Origin of the sequence: Alcanivorax sp. DP30 (assembly GCF_009882945.1) — a bacterium.
GTDB lineage: Bacteria > Pseudomonadota > Gammaproteobacteria > Pseudomonadales > Alcanivoracaceae > Alcanivorax.
In genome coordinates this window covers 98,197-117,952 of the sequence record NZ_WTUY01000005.1, presented here as the reverse complement: position 1 = coordinate 117,952, position 19,756 = coordinate 98,197, and the positions used below count along the sequence as shown (strand labels likewise).

Here is a 19,756-nt window from a genome sequence, read left to right as displayed (position 1 = left end):
CTCCCCTGCCTGGGATTACATTGTTATTTTTATGCTGTGTTTGTGGTGTCAGTGGTCCATCGAACTACCATTGCGTGTGCAGTAACCAGCAAAGGGAATGTAGTCGAGACCATAGTGCTAATCGTTGCACAGGGTCACAATATCCCCTGCCGCGACATGGATTCGCCAACCGCAGCACATCACCCAGCACTGCAGCGGACACAAAAAAGGCGGCCATTGGCCGCCTTTTTCGCATCCACCTGCACTTTACGGAATCGGCAGGTAACCGCCATCCACTTCCTTGGTGACAATAGCCACCGCGTTGTGGGCGTGGAGACTTTCCAGATGGTTCACTCGCAGCCAGAAATCCTTGTAGCAGGATTGTGGGTTAATGGCCTGCTTGAGGCGGCGAGCCGCATCTTCACAGAACATCAGGTTCTGGCCGTTCAGCAGCGCAAATTCCTGCTCATCTACCCGCTTCACTGCGGTCTGAACCGGCGTCTTCAGGGCGCCTTCGATGGAATCGATCAGGGCAGTAATGGGGAAGGCATCACCTTCGGTGTGGTCCAGCAACACACGCACCTGGGCCACAGAACGCTGGCTATGCGGGGTTGCCACAATGCCTTCTTCGGTGCCCAGCCATTCATGCACGGCATCCGCATCAATCTTGCCGTCGGCAAAGTCCTTGCGGAACTGTTCCTGGATCAACTGACGAGACAGGGCCGCAGAACACGGACAGGTAGAGGAATACGGCACTTCCACATACATCTCTATGCGCATGCCTTCTTCGCAAAGGGTACCCTTGATGCTGACCGGGTAGCTTTTCCAGCCGGAATAGCTGCTCTTCAGCGCCGGGCGACGCATGGAGTATTCGAAATCCAGCTGGACGAAACCACGGGTACTGAGCCCCTGATGGGTTTCCAGGAAGTTACGCAGCAGCTGCTCGATGGAGCCAGCGCTCACCGAGTGATCCCCAAAGGTTTCTTCCAGCATCAGGAACAGGCGCGACATATGGATGCCCTTGGCATCCGGGTTCGCCAGGTTCACATAAGCCTGGATAGAGGTGCTCACCGGGCGCTCACCGGCCAGGGTATCGCTCACCCGGGCAGGCAGATGGATTTCGCTCATGCCCACCCAGTCCAGGGTGCTATGGATGTGATCCACCATGGAGTTGGAGGCCACGTCGGGCATCTGCTTGGTGCCGCCAGCACCGTTTTCACGTGTCATGGGTTTCTCCACAGGGGGTAATGAGCTGACAGCCGATCATGCATTGGACCTGCTACCACAGCGACTTCATGTGGGGCTCATCACCCTTTCCTTCAAGGGGGCGCAAGTCTAGCAGAAACTCACCCGCAAAATGACCACTTACGGGCGCTTGCGCACCTATCGCATTGACAGTAAGCGACTATCAGTCCGAAACCGCCGGGTCATTGTCGTTTCCCACCAGGGCCTGGAAGCGCTCCAGATCCCTTAGCGGCCGAAACATTTCTTCCACCCGGGCATGGCGTACCAGGGTTTCCGAGAATTCGATGGCTGCCGCCAGATCATTGAGGGCATTATCGATTTCACCCAGCCCGGACCAGGCACAAGCCCGCTGGTAAAGGGCATGGGCATTCTCTTCATCCACTTCCAGCACCCGGTCACACAGGCTCAGCGCCCAGCGCTGCTCACCCAGCTCCAGTGCCGCGTCGGCCTTCCAGGCCAGCGCCTCAGCATCGTCCGGGCGCAACTCCAGGATACGGTCATACATCTCTATCTTGGCCTGTGCGCTGGGCTCTTTGGTGCTCTTGAGCCACAGGCTGTGGATCTCGTTGGTACGCTCAATCTCTTCCTGGTTCTCGGCGATGTAGCGCGACTTCTTGCGAAGCTCGCGCTCAAGATCCGCCAGGCGGGATTCGTATTCACTGGTGAGGCGGGCCATTTCCTTTTCCGCATACACCCGTACGTTATCCTTCAGGTCGCGAATGGTGGACCAACCCACCAGTGCCAGGATCGAGGCGGCACCCGCAATCAAATAGAAGAAGTAGGTCACCGTGTTGGTGGCATAACCCATGGCCTTGTCGGCCACCTCCAGCTCCCGGTCCGTAACCAGCAGATTCATCTGGTTGCGATACTCCATCATGTCCTGACGCAGGTTGCGCAGCTCCCCGAGAATCCAGTTCTCCCGAAATTGGGAGATCACCGGTCCCTTCTCGATCTCGCTTTGCGCCTCTTCCCGCACTTCAGGCTGCCCCTCAGAGGCACCATGGACAGACGCCGCCATTACCAGCAGTGCCGCAATTACCAGAATTCGCTTACCCAGTTGCCGCAAGATTCTTCCTCCACCTGATGCGAATGAATCGGCGTGGATAAAAATCCTCGCCGACGATGGGAACACTAACAGAGTGAAGGCCATGTCGCTGATCAAAAATTCACCACAACCATGATGGCCATCACACCGCTGAAAGGCTTGCGGGACGCGCCCTGGCGCCCGAACAGCCAGGTTTGACCCGGCTATTACTTTGACATCTAAATGTTTTACCCCTAAAATACGCCTCCCATTCTAGCAAGGAATTTGAAGGCCTTGCCTTAGCTGAGCCGGAAGTTGAACCGAAAAAGGCCATTTACACCTCAAAACTGTTTGAGGAGGCAGCATGACCATTTTTCGTCACATTACTTTGTTATCAAGAGAATTAGCGGCAATGGCCAGACACGAAGACGTGCTGATTTCATTACGACAGATTATTCGCGCTACCGACCTTTACTCACGGAAGCTGAGCAAGGTGTCAGGGCTCACTTCCCCGCAACTGCTGATCATGCAGGCGGTGGGAGCCAAGGGCGAGATCACCATGGGCGATCTGGCCAACGAGGTGTCCCTGAGTCAGGCCACTGTCACCACTATTCTTGATCGTCTGGAAAAGCGCGAACTGATTGAGCGCAAGCGGGGCGAAAGCGACAAGCGGCGGGTTTATGCCCACCTGACCCCCTCCGGCGAAGAGATCATTGATCAGGCCCCTACCCCTCTCCAGGAAGAGTTCATTTCCCGATTTGACCGGCTGGAAGACTGGGAGCAGTCGCTGATACTCAGCTCCCTGCAACGGGTGGCAGCCATGATGAATGCCGAAGAAATTGACGCCTCGCCGATGCTGGACCTGGGCGCCATTGACCGGGCACAACCGGCAGTGGAAATCACCCAGCGAGCCAACGGCAGCAACCAATAACCTTTCGAAGCGGACCATTACTGAGACTATGCCTGCAGATAACGACGCAAAGACAACGTCCAGCAACACGGACGAGATTACTTTTCGCAAACCCGAAAGCCAGGATGGCAGCAGGGTTCACAAACTGATCAGCGAGTGCAAACCGCTGGATGAGAACTCGGTGTACTGCAACCTGCTGCAATGCACCCACTTCGCCGACACCTCGGTGGCGGCGGAAATGGATGGCGACCTGGTCGGGTTTATCTCCGGCTACATTCCGCCCAAACAACAGAATGCGTTGTTTGTCTGGCAGGTAGCGGTTCACGAGAAAGCCCGTGGCAAAGGGCTGGCCAAGCGTATGCTGGCCGAACTCCTGAAGCGCGAAGAAAGCGCTGACGTCCAGTTCATCGAGACCACCATCACCCCGGACAACGAAGCATCCTGGGGGATGTTCCGAAGCTTCGCCTATGAACGCAGCATGCCGACGGAAGAGTTTATTCTGTTCGACTCGCGCATTCACTTTGCCGGCGAACACAACGATGAATATTTGCTGCGGATTGGCCCTTTCAACCGCGACGAAGCCTGAACGAATTCAAGCGAGGATTTTGACCATGACTATGGATACCGACATTTTTGAAAGCCATGAATCGGAAGTAATGAGCTATGCCCGTAGCTTCCCGGTTGTATTCGACCAGGCCAAGGGCAGCTATCTTTACGATGAGATGGGCAAGGAATACATCGACTTTCTGGCCGGTGCCGGCACCCTGAACTACGGGCACAACAACCCGATCCTGAAGGAAAAACTTCTGGATTACATTCAGCGCGACGGCATCGTACACGGCCTGGACATGCACACCCTGGCCAAGCGTGAATTCATGGACACCTTCTATGAAGTGATCCTGAAGCCCCGCGACATGGACCACGTAATGCAGTTCACTGGCCCCACTGGCACCAACGCCGTGGAAGCGGCACTGAAGATTGCCCGCGTGATCAAGGGTCGTGAAAACATCATCAGCTTCACCAATGGTTTCCATGGTGTGAGCCTGGGTGCCCTGGCGACCACCGGTAACAGCCACCACCGCGGCGTTGCGGGTGTTTCCATGAGTGGCGTCACCCCGATGCCCTATGACGGCTATCTTGGCGATGCCTTTGATACCACCGAATATCTGGACAAGGTGCTGAGTGATTCCTCCAGCGGTGTGGATCACCCCTCTGCTGTTATTGTTGAAACCGTACAGGGCGAAGGCGGCATCAATGCAGCCAGCTTTGAGTGGCTGCGCAACCTGGAAAAGGTTTGCCGCAAGCACGACATGCTGATGATCCTGGATGACATCCAGGCGGGCTGTGGTCGTACTGGTACCTTCTTCAGCTTTGATGACATTGGTATCAACCCGGATATCATCACCCTGTCCAAGTCCCTGAGTGGTTACGGCCTGCCGTTCGCCATGGTGCTGATGAAGCCGGAACTGGACCAATGGAAGCCGGGCGAGCATAACGGTACTTTCCGTGGTCACAACCTGGCCTTCATTACCGCTGCCGCCGCCCTGAACCACTACTGGCGCGATGATGTATTTGCCAAGGAAGTACAGAAGAAGGCAGGCATCATTACCGAGCGCTTCCGCGAGATCGCCAATAGCTATGACGATCACTGGTTCTACCTGAACGGTCGCGGCATGATGCAGGGCCTGGTTGCCCGTGACGGCGAGCTGGCTGGCGAGATCACCAAGGCCTGCTTCAAGCGTCAGCTGGTCATCGAAACCTCCGGTGCCGACGATCAGGTCATCAAGACTCTGTGTCCGCTGACCATCAGCGAAGAAGACCTGACCCGCGCGCTGGACATCATCAAGGAAAGTGTCAGCGAAGTGATGACCGACCGCATCAAGCGCGGCGAAGCACACTCCGTATCCAGCCTGGCCAGCTAATCCCGCCAGGGGAAACACCTTCCTCTCGGCAGCCCGCTACGGCGGGCTGCACTTTTACTCCCTCACCACCCTGGAGAATGAATCCATGATCGTTCGTACTCTGGCAGAAGCCGAGAAATCTGAGCGCTGTGTGAAGGCCGAAAACGGCAACTGGCAGTCTGTTCGTCTGTCTCTGAAAGACGACAAGATGGGGCACTCTTTTAATATCACCACCATCTTCAAAGGCACCAAGACCCACATCCATTACAAGAACCACTGGGAATCGGTGTACGTGATTTCCGGTAACGGCAAGATCGAAACCATCGCCGATGGCAAGGTGTATGATCTCAAGCCCGGCACCATCTACCTGCTCGACGAGCACGACGAGCATTGGCTGTATGGTGGCGATGAAGACATGGTCGTTGCCTGTGCTTTCACGCCACCGCTCAGCGGCAAGGAAGTGCACGACGAGCATGGCGTATACCCGGCGGATCTGGACTGATTGAACAGACGCTTCATGCGGCACGCTGCACGCCTAAAGAAAGGGACGCTTCGGTGTCCCTTTTTTTATGCCACTTCGGGCAGCATGCCAAAACCGAGAATCAAAAAATCCCGGAAATCGGTTTTCCTTCTTAAGGCACCCAGGGAGAAAAAGTGTCGTGTCACGAGCTTCGAAAACTCCCACCAATCCGGTGATGGTTGGTTTCCGCAACTCGTGACTCGCCATAAAAAGGACGCCGAAGCGCCCTTTCATTTCGCGTGTCACGTGTAGCGTCTTTTATTCAAAACGCATACTTGGCGGTAAACTGCACGCGCTTGAGATCACCCTCTTCACCATTCTCGATCTCCCGGTTACCGTAGATCAATTCGCCGCCCAGAGAGAGAGGTTTGGCCACCTGCCAGATCAGGTTGGCGTGGGCGCTCTGGATACTCTTGCTGGTGGTTGCCACCACCGTATCCGGGTTGTCGGCCTCACTGACTGACAGCGCGAAATTGGAGCGCCATTGATCATTCCAGTGATGACGAAGCGCCAGCACAGCACTCCACTGATCAATCAGATCGATGCTGCCATCGGCTTCGATCTGCCCTGACCGGAAGGCATTAAGGGTGGTGTATCGACCCAGCGCATTGCCGTAATTGGCCTGAAAACGCACATCATCCATTTCACCCAGTTTCATGCGACCCGCAAGGGACAGGCCATAGCCGTACTCACTCTCATCCTGATTGATGCCACCGATATTATCCTGGTAGGCCAGCTCACGCCCCATGGCCGCCAGACTCACGTTACCCCAGTCACCGGTCACGTTATAACGGGCTACCAGATCCGGCATGGCATTATCGTCGTAGGGATTCTCGGTGCCCCCATAAAGGGTGGTAGAAGGGTTCTCCATGGCCAGCATCAAGCCGCCATTGGTGTAACGAATCTGGGCCTGACGTTCAAACACGGTACCGGCAGCACCAACAAAATCCAGGGTTTCGGGCAATGCACTGACGTTAAAGAAGGTGGACCAGGTCTGACCGAACAGCCACTTGTCCCAGGTCAGGTAGGCATGGCGCAGGCGAACTGCATAGCTGTTACTGATGCGCTCATCGCCCATACCATTGGTCTGGAAGTCCACTTCGATATGGCTTTTTACCGTACCGGCTGAGGTTTCGGTCTCGCTCTTCAGCCAAAATCGGCTCTGCTTGGCAATCATGTTCAGTTTGCCGGAACCTTCATCCACCAGATCCGCCGGATCCACCGGTATGGTAGACGGCACCATGAAGTCATCACCCACACCGGAGGTTGCTTCTTCGCCGTCACTGTATGCGCTGTACATGGTGTCCGCCTTGATGAAACCACCAAAGCTTAGCTGGGTATTACCGGCCTGCGCCTGGCCTGCTGCCTGCTGGTTGCCGGCCTGCTGCTCGAGCATCTCTACGCGTTCTTCCAGGCTTGCCGCGCCGACGGTTCCAGCGCATGCCAGCGCGATACTGGCGCACAGGTACTTGGGAGTTATTGCTTTCATGGCCCTGTCCTCTTGTTGTCATCCGGATGCAAGAAATAACTGACTCCGGATAGCAGCTTGCTGCAGGACCGCATTTCGTCTCCATTAGCCATAGGTCGTAGCCATTCACGATCATTTTTTCTTTGTAGCATAGCCACTACGACCAAAGTCTAATTGGGCTTTCCCGCTCCTCATTCCACACTGTCCGCGCTTCAACGTGTGCACCGATTTCCTCCAGGAACGGAACCGACTTTTGACCTTGTCTTTACGCATTCCCCGCATGGAATGCATGGATCGAAAGCCGATGTCACGGAAGGGATTCTGTTGTTATTTTCCTAACACACTTCCCCCGGGCTGCCTGCCAAGGCAGCCTTTTTTTTGCCTGATGCGTCCTGCATGCCAAGGCTTGGATTTAAGACTGTACACAACAAAAAAAAATCGCTAAAACAAAGACATGACAAATATTCTGATCGCAGATGACCACCCCCTATTCCGCGCTGCGCTAAAGCAGGCTGTCAGCGCCAGTTTTCGTGATGCCAACATCCACGAAGCGGATTCCCTTGCCACACTGGAGTCACTGGGCCAGAACGCCGTCCCGTTCGATGTAATCCTGCTGGATTTGCACATGCCGGGCACACACGGTTTCTCTGGGCTGATCTATCTGCGGGAGCAATATCGCAAGGTGCCTCTTGTCGTCATTTCCGCCACGGAGGACGTGGATGTCATACAGCGCGCCATTCATTTTGGCGCCGATGGCTTCATTCCCAAATCCACACCGGTGGACATCATGACCGAGGCCATGCAGCAGGTCATGAACGGCGAACGCTGGCTGCCCGAGCACGCCCGCCGCGCCATGCCCCCGTCACTGCCGGACCTGTCCGCCATGAGCGAACGCATTGCCAGCCTGACGCCCCAGCAATTTCGGGTAATGGGCATGCTCATGGAAGGTATGCAGAACAAGGTGATTGCCTACGAACTGGACGTCTCCGAAGCCACCATCAAGGCCCACATGACCGCCATCTTCCGCAAACTGGGCGTCCGAAACCGCACCCAGGCGGTACTGGCCCTGAAGGATCTTGCTATTGAACAACCAGGCGTAGATAACAATTAATAGTTAATAGCGTCGCAGACCAGATTGTTTCTTATTGAAATGTTAGAGGCCGCGCCCAGTGCATGGGCGCGGCCTCCTTGATTTGAAAACCTAGCGGCGCTGAGCGCGCAGCTATTAATTATTCATTATTAACTATTAATTCCCTCAAGCGCTCTTTTAAGCATCGCCTCCGTCAGCGGCTTCTGAAGAAACCCAATTCCCCCATCCATCGCTTGTTGACGGATTTCCGGGCGACGATCAGCGGTCATCAGGGTAGCGGGAACCACATCTTCCCAACAGTCATCCAGCCCTTGAATCACATCAAAACCGTTTTCGTTATCCAGCTGGTAATCCACCAGTAGCAGATCTGGCGCCGGGGATCCGTGAGCCTTACGCTGGGCATCCACCAGACCGCTGGCAGCGACCACCTCACAACCCAGTGTCTCCAGTGCTTCCACCAGACCTGCCAGCAGGGCCGCGTCATTATCCACGCAGAAAACCCGCATGCCGGTGACGTCACGGGTCTCCCCTTCGTCCTCATTGGACAACATGGGAGGCAGTTCTCCGCTGGCCAGTGGCACCGTAACACTGAACAAGGTACCCCGGCCTGGCCACGAACGAACCGTCAGTGAGTGATTCAAAAGCCGACAGATTCGATCAGCGATGGCCAGCCCCAGCCCCAGCCCTTTGACGGCACGGCCATTCTGTTGTGGCAAGCGCTGGAACTCCTGAAAAATCTGCTCATGCTGATCATCGGGAATACCGGGGCCTGTATCCCACACATCAATCCGCACAACACCAGCCCGCCGGCGGCAACCAAACAACACCCGCCCGGTTTCGGTATAGCGAATGGCGTTGGACAGCAGGTTCTGCAGCACCCGTCGCAACAACACCTCATCACTGTCCACTATGCAGGAGCTAGGCACCATACGCAGCTGCAGACCACTGGCCCGGGCCAGGGCGGAAAACTCCTGCCCCAGGGGTTCCATCATTTTCTGCAGGCTGAGCGGATGCACATGTACCGGCATGACACCGGTGTCCAGCTTGCTGATTTCCATCAAGGCAGAAATGATCTGCTCCGCAGTCTGCAGGGAGCTGTCGATATGCCCAAGCACATCCACTTCACGGGCAAATCCCTGCGCATCCTGCTGCCTCAACTGTTGACGCAAGGATGACGCAAACAGCTGGGCGGCGTTAAGGGGCTGCATCAGATCGTGGCCAGCCGCCGCCAGGAAGCGGGTCTTGCCCTCATTGGCCTGGGCCAGCTGCACGTTAAGCTCGGTGAGTTTGCGGGTCCGTTCGGAGACCATCTGTTCCAGGTTTTCGTTGATCTGACGCAACGCCAGTTCGTCCCGTTTGCGCTCGGTAATGTCCATATAGGTACTGACAAAGCCGCCACCTACCATTGGCGTACCACGTACCTCCACCACAATGCCATTGGGCAGTTCGCGCTCGAAACGGTGGGAGTGGCCATCGCGCAGCAATTGCACCCGCTTCTTTACGTTGGCATCCATGTCTTCACCATCATAAAAGCCCCGTTCCGCATTGAAGCGATACACCTCTTCAATGGAACGCCCCAGACGAATCAGACCATCGGGATACTCAAACAGCTTTACATAGGCCTGATTCCAGGCCACCACCTGCATGTTGCGGTCCACCACGCAAATGCCCTGGGCAATGGTTTCGATGGTGGTCCGCAGTAACTGATGATTGAACTGAATCAGCTCAGAGGCCTCGTCCATCATCCTCACCACATCATCGCGGCGACTGTTCTGCTTACGCAGCAGAGAGCTCATCACGATGCGGGCGGTGGAGGCCCCCATGGCACCGGCCAGCAGGCGCTCCACATAGCGGACCAGATGCAGGGGCGCAGGCAGCTCCAGGTCCTCGGCCACGTGGCGACGACTCATGTAGTCAAAGAACAGCGGTTCCGCACGGGGATTGCCCAACCCGCGCCGGCACACTTCCAGCAACTCAGCGGTGGTAATGGACGGATGCCCCATACCCTCACGCCACCAGTCCGTGGGCATATCCACAAACCGGGCAGCCTGGGCTTCATCCAGGGCATCCTGTCGCGCCCGGCGGGAGAAATAGATAAACGCCGCCAGGTTCAGGCTGACCGACCAGAACACCCCATGGGTCAGCGGTTCCAGCCCCTCGATCCCCAGCAAGGCATGGGGACGAAGCAGCCCGAGACCGAGCAGGCCATCGGTGTTGAGGATCATGACCCAGTCCATCGGCAGGATTACCGGCATCAACAGGCAGTAAAACCACACCAGGAAGCCCACGCCGAGACCGATAAAAGCACCCTGTTTGTGACCATTTCGCCAGTACAACGCCCCCAGCAAGGCCGGGGAAAACTGTGCCACCGCTGCAAAGGACAGCAGGCCAATACTTGCCAGACCATCAAAGCGATCAATCAGGGTATGAAAAGCGAAGGCCAGTCCCAGCAACACCAGAATGCTGGCGCGGCGCAGCAAGCGTAACTGTTTGCCCAAATCCGACAGCTGATCTTTTTCATTCAGACGTGACTGCAACCACATGGGCAGTAGCACTTCGTTGGTGAGCATGATAGCCAGCGCCATGGTCGACACGATCACCATCCCGGTGGCCGCTGCGATGCCACCGATGAAGGACAGCACCAGCATGGCGGAATTGTCCTGGGCCATGGGCAGGGACAACATGTAGGTATCCGCCTGGCCCAGCAGATAGGGCTGGGTCAGTACTCCGCTGACCACAATGGGCAGCACGAAGATTGCAAACATCAGCAGGTATAACGGCAACAACCAACGGGTGGTGCGCAGATGCCGCAGATCGTTGTTTTCTACCATACCGGCATGGAACTGCCGCGGCAGGCACAGGATCGCCACCATGGACAACAGCAGGGCCGTCACAAAACTCTGCGAGAAAAGTGTCGGTTCAAAGGTCTGCAGCACTTCGGGCCGGGCCGCCAGGCTCTGCCACATGTCCGCAGGGCCATCAAAAATACTGAAGAGGCAGTAAATGCCAAGCGCCACAAACGCGACGAGCTTCACAAAGGACTCAAAACTCACCGCCAGCATCAATCCCGACTGATGCTCGGTGGTATCAATATGGCGGGTGCCGAACAGCAGGGTGAAAAGAGCCATCAATGCGGCGACCACCAGGGCGGTGTCCACGGACGCGGTATCCGTATCCTGCAGGACATAATCAAATGACAGGGTCACGGCCTTGAGCTGCAGGGCGATGTAGGGCAACACACCAATCACGGCGACCAACGTCACCAGCACCGCAAGACGGCGGGACTTGCCGTAACGGGCTGCCAGAAAATCCGCAATGGAGGTAATGTTTTGCTGCTGGGTCACTGACACCATCTTGTAGATCAGCGAACCGCCCAACAGCACGGTAATAATGGGCCCAAGATAAATGGGCAAGTAGTTCCAGCCGTTTTGCGCGGCTTCTCCCACCGCGCCAAAAAAGGTCCAGGAGGTGCAATACACGCCCAGCCCAAGGCTGTACACCCAGGCATTCTGGAAGGTCTTTCTGCCTTCTCTTGCTGCCCGGTCACCCAGCCAGGCAATGATGAACAGCACCAGCACATAACACAGTGCCAGCCCGCTCAATTCCCACAAAGAAAACACAGCGGCTCCCGATTATTGTTGGACCTGCAGGCACCCACCAATGGCATGACTACCTGCTGTGTCTTCCTTTATACCAGAGCGCCGGTGAAACGCAGCACCACAGCCACCACCAGAAGGCACAGGCCTGCCCGCTGCAGTTTGAATTCGTGAATATCCAGCGTCATCCTCTTGCGCCAGAAGGTCATGACGCCTCGGGCATCGCCGGTTCGGCGCCAGTACGTCAGGTAGCTGAAGGCCACAATGGCCAGACCCAGCACCAGACAGATCTGTTCGGCTATCTGCATGGCAGTTCTCCGTAATGGGGTTAATGGTCTTGGGTGGCACGCTGTAACTGCAGGTACATAAGCCCCGCCGTCACGGCATCACCGCGAGCGCTGTGCCGCGCCATCATGGGCACCTGCAAGGCCTTGGCCATGGCCTCGAAACGCAGGTCCGGCTCCATTTCAGGCTGCCAATAGCGCATTTTCTTCTGATAGAGGAGGGACAGTTCGATGGTGGCGTTGGGCAGATCAAAACCCAGCAAGGGTCGCAGGTAACGATTGATCATCGCCACATCGAAGTCGATACACCAGCCCACCACCGGCCGGTTGCCAATAAACGCCAGCAGGGCTTCCAGGGTGTCGGCAATTTCCTCACCTTCATCCAGATCCACCGGGCGCAGGCGATGAATGGTTATGGAATCACTCGAGAGACTCTCCGGCGGCTTAAAATGCACATCCATGCTTTCACTGGCACAGACGCGCCCTGCGCGTACCGGCACCGCAGCAATGGACACCAGTTCCGCATGGCGGCTGTCCAACCCGGTGGTCTCACAGTCCAGCGCCACCACATCCTCCCCCTCATAGGGCAGGAACAGGTGGCCATAGGGGCCGTGGGCGTGGCGGTAACGATCCGCATAGCGTCGCAACTGTCTGATCATTCTTTTTACTCCCGACGGCGGCGCCATGTCCTCAGTATTCCAGATGGAAACGACGGGACAAGCGCTGCTTGAAGTCACTGACCAGGTGCAGGGCGTCGCGCAGCAAATCACGCTCCAGCGACGACAGGGTCTGCACCACAATATGGTTGCTGGGGATATTCATCGCATCCCCATGCAGGTTTTCCAGTTGATGGTTCAGTCGCAGTTCACTGAACAATTCCATGGCTTCACCCAGGTCTTCCGCAAAACTTGCTTCCATGGCCCCGGCTGCCACCAGTTTTTCCAGCCGTGCCAGGGTAGAGGTTTCTTCGATACGGCATTGCAACGCCATGGCACGCACTCCGTGAACCAGCGGGAACAGCGCCCCTTTCTTGATATCAATACCGTGCTGGGGCTTTTTCAGTGAGCCGAACAGGTTCAACGGTGTGGCGAATTGCAGGACCGGTCGGGCAAAGTGCCGCAGGAACACCTCATCATCGCTGCAGCGGTCGAACAGGGTCTGGCGAATTTCATCCAGCAGATGGCTGCTGCCGGCCACACAGTGAGCATCGACAAGCGTCGTAATCCGGATCATGCCTTCACCACCGGCATCGCCGGCCCAGTCATGGATGCGTTCGCGCCACTGGCTTTGCGTCCCTACCCACTCAGGATTGGACACCATGACCTTGCCGGGACAGGGCGGATAGCCAAGGGTCAGCAAGGTTTCGGTGAACTGACCGGCATCCTTGTGGCAATGCGGCCAGTCCTGATGATCGCCCAGAATCAGGCCATTATCCTGATCGGTCTTGAGAATCTGTTCGCCGCGACCTTCACTGCCCATGACGATCAGGCAGGCGGAGTGCTGCTCGGCAGGAATCACCATCTCGAAGGCCTTGGCCATGATCCTGCCATTCAGGGCGGCAAGAAGATCCATGGCAAAACGCATCTTCACACCCTGGGCCATCAGCGCCTGGACCAGATCCGGCAAACGCTCGCTGGCTAATCTCAACGCATCCAGATCTTCGGCTTTCTCAATTTCCAGCCCCACCACATAGGAACGACTGGAGAAGAAACTGAGTACGTCAGTGAGTTCTACCACGCCCACGGGGTGGCCATGGGCCATGACAACCACCCGAGCCACCTTGTGGCGGGTCATCATGGTCAGGGCCGTAAAAAGATAATCCCCAGGCAAAGCGGTAACCAGGTTGCGCTCCGCCACGCTGGATAGCGGATCATCTGGACTGTGCCCGCCCATCACCAGGCCGGTGAGCAAATCTGTCTTGGTGACGATGGCAAATTTCGCATCAATCTCCACCAACACGCTATCAACGCCATGCCGCTTGAGAGTGGCTACTGCATCGCGCAGGCTGGCACTGGCAGACATGATCATCGGCTCGCGCATGCACTGCTCTACCCGTGCCAGCATAAAGCCCGCCAGGGTGACGCCCCCTTCACGACGCTCTGCCAGGCGCTGGGATTTTTCCGCCAGGGTTTGACGAAAGTAACGGCCAAATTCATCTTCTTCATTGCAGAGTGTCAGAAACAGTTTGGCGGGAATCAGATGACACAGCGTCTGCTCTTCGCAGCGAAAGCGATAACGGCTCTTGCCGTTAATTACGCTGATCGCCCCAAATAAATCGCCTGCCGCATAAATACCGACCTGGCTGCGCCCATCCGGCGCAGTCACATCCAGCTCGGCCACACTGCCTTTGTGCACCACATAGACATAATCACTGGCACTGGCCGCATCCAGAATGATGTCGCCTTTTTCAAAATACGCCAGATCCATTCCCTGGTTAAGACGATGACGGGCATCCTCCCCAAGCAGGGTAAACGGGTAGTGATTGAGTTCCTGTTCAATCATCGGGTCAAACCCAGTTGGAAGTTAAAAGTTGAAAGTTAAAACGCGGGACAGGTGCGATTACGCCTGACTCGAAATCTGCCGCTAACCACCCGTTAGTGCCCGAGCTTTGCAACCAAAGCACCCATCACATCAGGCACGCTTTTTAACTTTCAGCTTTGAACTTTAAACTCAGAGAAAAAAGCCGGCATGAATATTTCATCCATACCGGCTTGCTCTCCCGTTGTTAACATTTAGTGTGCGTGCGCTTCGCCGGCACCACGTGGGATACGAATATCCTCAACAATATGCTGAATGTGCTCGGGCGGCGGCGCAGTGACATGGGACACGGAGAACGCGATGGCGAAGTTCAACAGCATGCCCACGGTACCAATCCCTTCCGGTGAAACCCCGAACCACCAGTGCTCGGCATTGTTCAGCTCCGGAGAAACGAACTTGAAGAACACGATGTAGCAGAAGGTGAAGATCAAGCCCACCAGCATGCCGGCAATGGCGCCTTCCTTGTTCATCCGCTTGTAGAAGATACCCATCAGGATCACCGGGAAGAAGCTTGCTGCAGCCAGGCCGAAGGCAAACGCCACCACCTGCGCCACAAACCCGGGTGGATTGATCCCGAAGTAACCGGCAATGCAGATGGCCACCACTGCTGCCCCGCGGGCTGCCAGCAGCTCCTGCTTCTCGTTGATATCCGGCTTCAGGGTTTTCTTCAGCAAGTCATGGGAAATGGCACTGGAGATCACCAGCAACAGACCCGCCGCCGTGGACAGGGCCGCAGCCACACCACCGGCAGCCACCAGGGCGATCACCCAGGCAGGCAGGTTGCCGATTTCAGGGTTGGCCAGCACGATGATGTCACGGTCGATGTACACCTCGGAGGTGTTTTCGGTGGCCGCATTGGTCAGCACACGCTCGCCATAGACACCGGAGGCCTCCTCACGGCTGCCGGCAAAGGTGGGCTTGCCTTCGAAGGGCGCACCGGCACGCATTTGCACGGCACCGTCGCCATTCTTGTCTACCCAGCCGATCAGTCCGGAGTTCTCCCAGTTGTAGAACCACTCAGGCAGTTCGGTGTACTGGGTTTCGTTCACCGTATCGATCAGGTTAAGACGGGCAAAGGCACCCACCGCCGGCGCGGAGGTGTACAGCAGCGCGATGAAGAACAACGCCCAACCGGCACTGATACGAGCATCCTTTACACGGGGAACAGTAAAGAAACGCACAATCACATGGGGCAGACCGGCAGTACCACACATCAGGGCCGCGGCGATAAAGAACACATCGATGGTGGATTTGGAGCCTTCGGTGTATTCGGTAAAGCCCAGATCGGTGACCACCTGATCCAGTTTCTGCAACAGATACACGCCACTGTCATTACCCGCAGCATCCAGCACCGTGCCACCGAAGCCGGTTTGCGGCAGAACGTGCCCAGTCATCATGATGGACAGGAAGACGGCCGGCACCAGGAAGGCAAAAATCAATACGCAATACTGCGCGACCTGGGTGTAGGTAATCCCTTTCATGCCGCCCAGCACGGCGTAGAAGAACACGATGGCCATGCCGATAACCACGCCGGTGTTGACGTCCACTTCCAGGAAGCGGGCAAACACAATACCGGTACCACGCATCTGCCCGGCCACGTAGGTAAAAGACACAAAGATCACGCAGATGACTGCCACGGTCCTTGCCACATTGGAGTAGTAGCGATCACCAATGAAATCCGGCACGGTAAACTTGCCGAACTTTCGCAGGTAGGGCGCCAACAACATGGCCAGCAACACATACCCCCCGGTCCACCCCATCAGATAGACCGAAGCATCGTAGCCGGAATAGGCAATGATACCCGCCATGGAGATAAACGAGGCGGCAGACATCCAGTCCGCTGCTGTAGCTGCGCCATTGGCCAGGGGAGATACCCCGCCGCCGGCCACATAGAAGTCCTTGGTGGAACCGGCACGCGACCAGATCGCAATACCGATATACAGGGCAAAGGATCCGCCCACAAACAGATAGGTAAGAGTTTGAATATCCATGCGGCTTCCTCGCTCAGTCTTCGTGGACGTCGAACTTGCGGTCCAGCTTGTTCATGGAATGCGCGTACATGATGATCAGTACCAGGAACGCATAAATCGCGCCCTGTTGTGCAAACCAGAAACCGAGCTTGAAACCGAACAGGTTAATCTGATTGAGTTCGTCCACCAGCAAAATGCCGCAGCCATAAGAGACAGCGAACCAGATAGCCAGGTAGCTTAGAATCAATCGCAGGTTGGCGGCCCAATAGGCGCGGGCGTTTTCTTCTTTCATTACTCGTCCCTCTGCGTCCTCGTGATTATTGGCCTTCTCCTCAGGAGATCGGGCTTGTATCAAGACTAGCTAAAGGGCGGTGCAGGCACAGTATGACTTTAGTCGAACAGTGCCTGTGGCCGGTTTGAGGGGCCACAAGCGCCTGCGCAAGACCGGATTTTTCAGTAACATAGGACAATTGGTCAGGATCGACCCTGAAACAGATAACAACACTGGATGTATCAATGAACGCAGCGCGATGGAGTATCGGCGCCCTTGTTATCGTGGCAGCAGCCTTGTTTGCCCTGTATTTCGTTACCCCTTCCATGGATGGCTGGCCAGTGGCGGACACTGACCACAGCCCGGCAGAGGGCCAGGTGACGATCACCTTTCTGGGCACCAGCACAGTGCTTGTCTCTGATGGCCGCACCCACCTGCTCACCGATGGCTATTTTTCCCGGATCAGCATTCCAGGGCTGTTTTCCCGCATGGCACCCAACGAAGAACGTATCGAGCGGGCCCTGAGTCAGGCAGGCATCGATCGGCTGGATGCCATACCGGTACTGCATACCCACTTCGACCACGTCATGGACTCCGGCATCGTGGCCCAGCGTACAGGCGCGCAGCTGCTTGGCTCCTCATCGGCGGCCATGGCCGCCAGCGGCAGCGGCCTCGACAAATCCCGCATCACCACGGTGCAAACCCATCACCCCTACCGTTTCGGCGATTTCACTCTCACCTTTGTCCCGGCCAGTCATGTGCCGCTACCGGGCCTTATCGAAAAATGGACCGGCAAGGGAGAAATCACTGAACCGGTAACGCCGCCGGACTGGATTGGCGCCTGGGAAGAAGGACAGAGTTATGGCCTGGTGGTGGAGCACCCCAGAGCTCGCATACTGATTCAGGGCAGTGCCGGCATGCAGCCGGGGGAACTGGATCGTTATCAGGCCGACTATGCGCTTGTCGCCACTGCCAGCCTTGGCAAACAGAGCGAGGCCTACAAGGACGCCTACTTCAAGGAAACGGTGGCAGCCGTTGGCGCCCACACCATCATTCCGGTGCACTGGGATAACTTTTTTACGGAACTGACTGAGAATGTGCCGCCCCTGCCCTGGGTGATGGACAATCTGGAGGATTCCTTCCAGGCACTTGCCCGCCGCCACCAGGGGCCGTTTAGGGTACTGCGACCGTTCCAGACGCTGGCCCTGGAGGCGCCAGCTGTAGATAAGGCGCCATAGCGGCAGGGCCGGTTTCCCGCTTGATCTGCTGCAGCAGCAGGCTGGCCTCAGGCCACTGCTTGCGCATATAACTCAACCATTGTTTGATACGCCCGGCCTCCTGGGCATCGGTGCCGGTTCCGGTCACATCGCGGAGAAACCCCTGTAACACCGGCAGTACGTCCGCCCAACAGGCGGTTTCACCGGTACGCAGGGCACGCAGCAGCCAGGGGTTCGCTACCGCGCCACGGCCCAGCATCAAGTCCTCACAGCCACTTTCCTGCTGGCAGCGCATGGCGTCTTCCACGTTCCAGATTTCACCATTGGCAATCACAGGAATGTTTACAGCTTCGCGAATCAAGCCAATACGATCCCAGAATGCCGGCGGCTTGTACCCCTGGCGCTTGGTCCGGCCATGCACCGTTAACCAGGCAGCACCCGCAGATTGAACCGCCAGGGCGTTCTCCAGCGACAGCGCGTCATCTTCGTTTCCCAGACGCATCTTCACCGATACCGTGATCTCCGCCGGCACCGCCTGACGGACGGCGCGGGTCACGGCGTGGACCACCTCAGGCTCATCCAGTAACACTGCACCACCACGATGGCGATTCACGGTTTTTGCCGGGCAACCGAAATTGAGATCAATGGCTGGCGCCCCCAGCTGCACCGCCCGGGCCGCATTGTCTGCCATGCAGGCAGGATCGGATCCCAGCAATTGCAGGTGCACAGGCACGCCCGCCCGGGTGCGCGCGCCGTTTTTCAGCTCGGGACACCAGCGATAGAACACTTTGGGAGGCAACAGCTGCCCGCTGACGCGGACGAATTCGCTGACACACCAGTCGTAGTCGCCCACATCGGTCAACGCCTGCCGGACCCAGAAGTCCGCCAGACCTTCCATGGGGGCCAGGATCAGTTTCATGGCGCGGATTCTATAGCAGGATGGGGCAGACGGCACGTACGGTGGGTGGGAAGGGAAGGGAAGCATTCCACATCTCCAATGCGTTTCTGGGATCCTTACCTCGCTGTGGCGCGGTTCGCCCACTGGAAGGCAGCACCTACAGCGGCTTCGCAGGAATAGCGGAACACCGGGAACTTTTCGGCCTTTCTTATTCCAACCGAGTGTAGCTTGTAGCTTGTAGCTTGTAGCTTGTAGCTTGTAGCTTGTAGCTTGTAGCTTGTAGCTTGTAGCTCGTAGCTGGTCGCTTTTTGTCATTGCCCTGCCCGGGTTTTCCGCCATACTTCCCTGCATGTGGACAACAACTTTGCGCCCTCGCTTTTGCGAAACCGATGCTCTGGGGCACATCAACAATACGGTGCTGCCGGTCTGGTTTCTGGAAGCCAGGGAGCCGGTAATTGCCATTTTCACGCCGGACCCTACGCTCAGCAAAAACGGCCTGGCCATGGTGCACATGGATATCACCTTCAAGGCAGAGTCCATGTTTGGCAGCCCGGTCACCGTCACTACTACCATCGGAAAGATTGGCAACCGCTCTCTGGAAGTGGTTCAACGTGCCTGGCAGAACGGCGCTCTCACCGCCGTGGGCAAAGCCACCCTGGTCAGCTTCGATACCGTCGCACGACAAAGCCAGCCCATTAGCGACATTCAACGAGAACAATTGCAACAGCATCTGGACGGCCCTGACGCTGAACAGCCTCCGACCTGAATCCGGCCGGTAATAATGCCTGCCATACCGGACGCGAGCCCGGAATCAGCGCAATTTAAAGCACACTCTTCAACATGCG

Annotated in this window: 17 protein-coding genes; 7 read left to right on the top strand and 10 right to left on the bottom strand. The window is 56.8% G+C overall.

Annotated features, from left to right (window positions below; genetic code table 11):
- Positions 1–246: 246 nt before the first annotated feature.
- A complete protein-coding gene (gene folE2 / locus GQF00_RS11435) occupies positions 247–1,206 on the bottom strand; it encodes a GTP cyclohydrolase FolE2 (protein WP_202560486.1) in 960 nt (319 codons plus the stop codon).
- 181 nt (positions 1,207–1,387) lie between these two features.
- Positions 1,388–2,290 carry a hypothetical protein gene (locus GQF00_RS11430; RefSeq protein ID WP_202560485.1) on the bottom strand — a complete coding sequence of 301 codons (903 nt, stop codon included), beginning with the start codon at positions 2,288–2,290 and terminating at the stop codon, positions 1,388–1,390.
- A 370-nt stretch (positions 2,291–2,660) separates the two neighbouring features.
- Between GQF00_RS11430 and GQF00_RS11425 the strand changes: the two genes are divergently transcribed.
- The 4 genes from GQF00_RS11425 (at position 2,661) to GQF00_RS11410 (ending at position 5,561) form a co-directional block, all read left to right on the top strand.
- Positions 2,661–3,179 carry a MarR family winged helix-turn-helix transcriptional regulator gene (locus GQF00_RS11425; protein ID WP_161319872.1) on the top strand — a complete coding sequence of 173 codons (519 nt, stop codon included), beginning with the start codon at positions 2,661–2,663 and terminating at the stop codon, positions 3,177–3,179.
- Between the two features lie 28 nt (positions 3,180–3,207).
- A complete protein-coding gene (gene ectA, locus GQF00_RS11420) occupies positions 3,208–3,744 on the top strand; it encodes a diaminobutyrate acetyltransferase (RefSeq protein WP_161319302.1) in 537 nt (178 codons plus the stop codon).
- Positions 3,745–3,775: 31 nt separating this feature from the next.
- Positions 3,776–5,080, top strand: coding sequence for a diaminobutyrate--2-oxoglutarate transaminase (gene ectB, locus GQF00_RS11415; RefSeq protein ID WP_161319871.1), 1,305 nt, complete (start codon positions 3,776–3,778; stop codon positions 5,078–5,080).
- A gap of 85 nt (positions 5,081–5,165) precedes the next feature.
- The gene (locus tag GQF00_RS11410; protein WP_161319301.1) at positions 5,166–5,561 is read left to right on the top strand and encodes an ectoine synthase; all 396 of its coding nucleotides are present in this window, start codon (positions 5,166–5,168) and stop codon (positions 5,559–5,561) included.
- 280 nt (positions 5,562–5,841) lie between these two features.
- Here the strand turns inward: GQF00_RS11410 and GQF00_RS11405 are convergent, their stop codons facing one another.
- Positions 5,842–7,068: a DcaP family trimeric outer membrane transporter gene (locus GQF00_RS11405; RefSeq protein ID WP_161319300.1), complete on the bottom strand. Its 1,227-nt coding sequence runs from the start codon at positions 7,066–7,068 to the stop codon at positions 5,842–5,844.
- Positions 7,069–7,501: 433 nt separating this feature from the next.
- On the opposite strand from GQF00_RS11405, the gene GQF00_RS11400 reads away from it, so the two are divergent.
- Positions 7,502–8,158 (top strand): response regulator transcription factor, encoded by a 657-nt coding sequence (locus tag GQF00_RS11400; RefSeq protein WP_161319299.1) that lies wholly within the window; start codon positions 7,502–7,504, stop codon positions 8,156–8,158.
- Positions 8,159–8,286: 128 nt separating this feature from the next.
- Here GQF00_RS11400 and GQF00_RS11395 read toward each other — a convergent pair whose 3' ends face one another.
- The 6 genes from GQF00_RS11395 to GQF00_RS11370 form a co-directional block, all read right to left on the bottom strand.
- The gene (locus GQF00_RS11395) at positions 8,287–11,757 is read right to left on the bottom strand and encodes a hybrid sensor histidine kinase/response regulator (protein WP_161319298.1); all 3,471 of its coding nucleotides are present in this window, start codon (positions 11,755–11,757) and stop codon (positions 8,287–8,289) included.
- A gap of 68 nt (positions 11,758–11,825) precedes the next feature.
- Positions 11,826–12,041 carry a hypothetical protein gene (locus GQF00_RS11390; RefSeq protein WP_161319297.1) on the bottom strand — a complete coding sequence of 72 codons (216 nt, stop codon included), beginning with the start codon at positions 12,039–12,041 and terminating at the stop codon, positions 11,826–11,828.
- A gap of 20 nt (positions 12,042–12,061) precedes the next feature.
- Positions 12,062–12,676, bottom strand: a complete 615-nt coding sequence (locus tag GQF00_RS11385; RefSeq protein WP_161319296.1) for a 3'-5' exonuclease — start codon at positions 12,674–12,676, stop codon at positions 12,062–12,064.
- A gap of 31 nt (positions 12,677–12,707) precedes the next feature.
- Positions 12,708–14,519 carry a putative nucleotidyltransferase substrate binding domain-containing protein gene (locus GQF00_RS11380; RefSeq protein WP_161319295.1) on the bottom strand — a complete coding sequence of 604 codons (1,812 nt, stop codon included), beginning with the start codon at positions 14,517–14,519 and terminating at the stop codon, positions 12,708–12,710.
- Between the two features lie 230 nt (positions 14,520–14,749).
- Positions 14,750–16,546, bottom strand: a complete 1,797-nt coding sequence (locus tag GQF00_RS11375; protein WP_161319294.1) for a sodium:solute symporter family protein — start codon at positions 16,544–16,546, stop codon at positions 14,750–14,752.
- A 13-nt stretch (positions 16,547–16,559) separates the two neighbouring features.
- The gene (locus GQF00_RS11370; protein WP_161319293.1) at positions 16,560–16,817 is read right to left on the bottom strand and encodes a DUF4212 domain-containing protein; all 258 of its coding nucleotides are present in this window, start codon (positions 16,815–16,817) and stop codon (positions 16,560–16,562) included.
- 224 nt (positions 16,818–17,041) lie between these two features.
- On the opposite strand from GQF00_RS11370, the gene GQF00_RS11365 reads away from it, so the two are divergent.
- A complete protein-coding gene (locus GQF00_RS11365) occupies positions 17,042–18,034 on the top strand; it encodes an MBL fold metallo-hydrolase (protein ID WP_161319292.1) in 993 nt (330 codons plus the stop codon).
- On the opposite strand, the gene GQF00_RS11360 is transcribed toward GQF00_RS11365, so the two are convergent.
- A complete protein-coding gene (locus tag GQF00_RS11360; protein WP_370519510.1) occupies positions 17,970–18,941 on the bottom strand; it encodes a tRNA-dihydrouridine synthase in 972 nt (323 codons plus the stop codon). The two genes, GQF00_RS11365 and GQF00_RS11360, sit on opposite strands and share 65 nt — an antisense overlap.
- A 334-nt stretch (positions 18,942–19,275) precedes the next feature.
- Between GQF00_RS11360 and GQF00_RS11355 the strand changes: the two genes are divergently transcribed.
- Positions 19,276–19,677, top strand: a complete 402-nt coding sequence (locus GQF00_RS11355; protein WP_161319290.1) for a thioesterase family protein — start codon at positions 19,276–19,278, stop codon at positions 19,675–19,677.
- Positions 19,678–19,756: the final 79 nt, after the last annotated feature.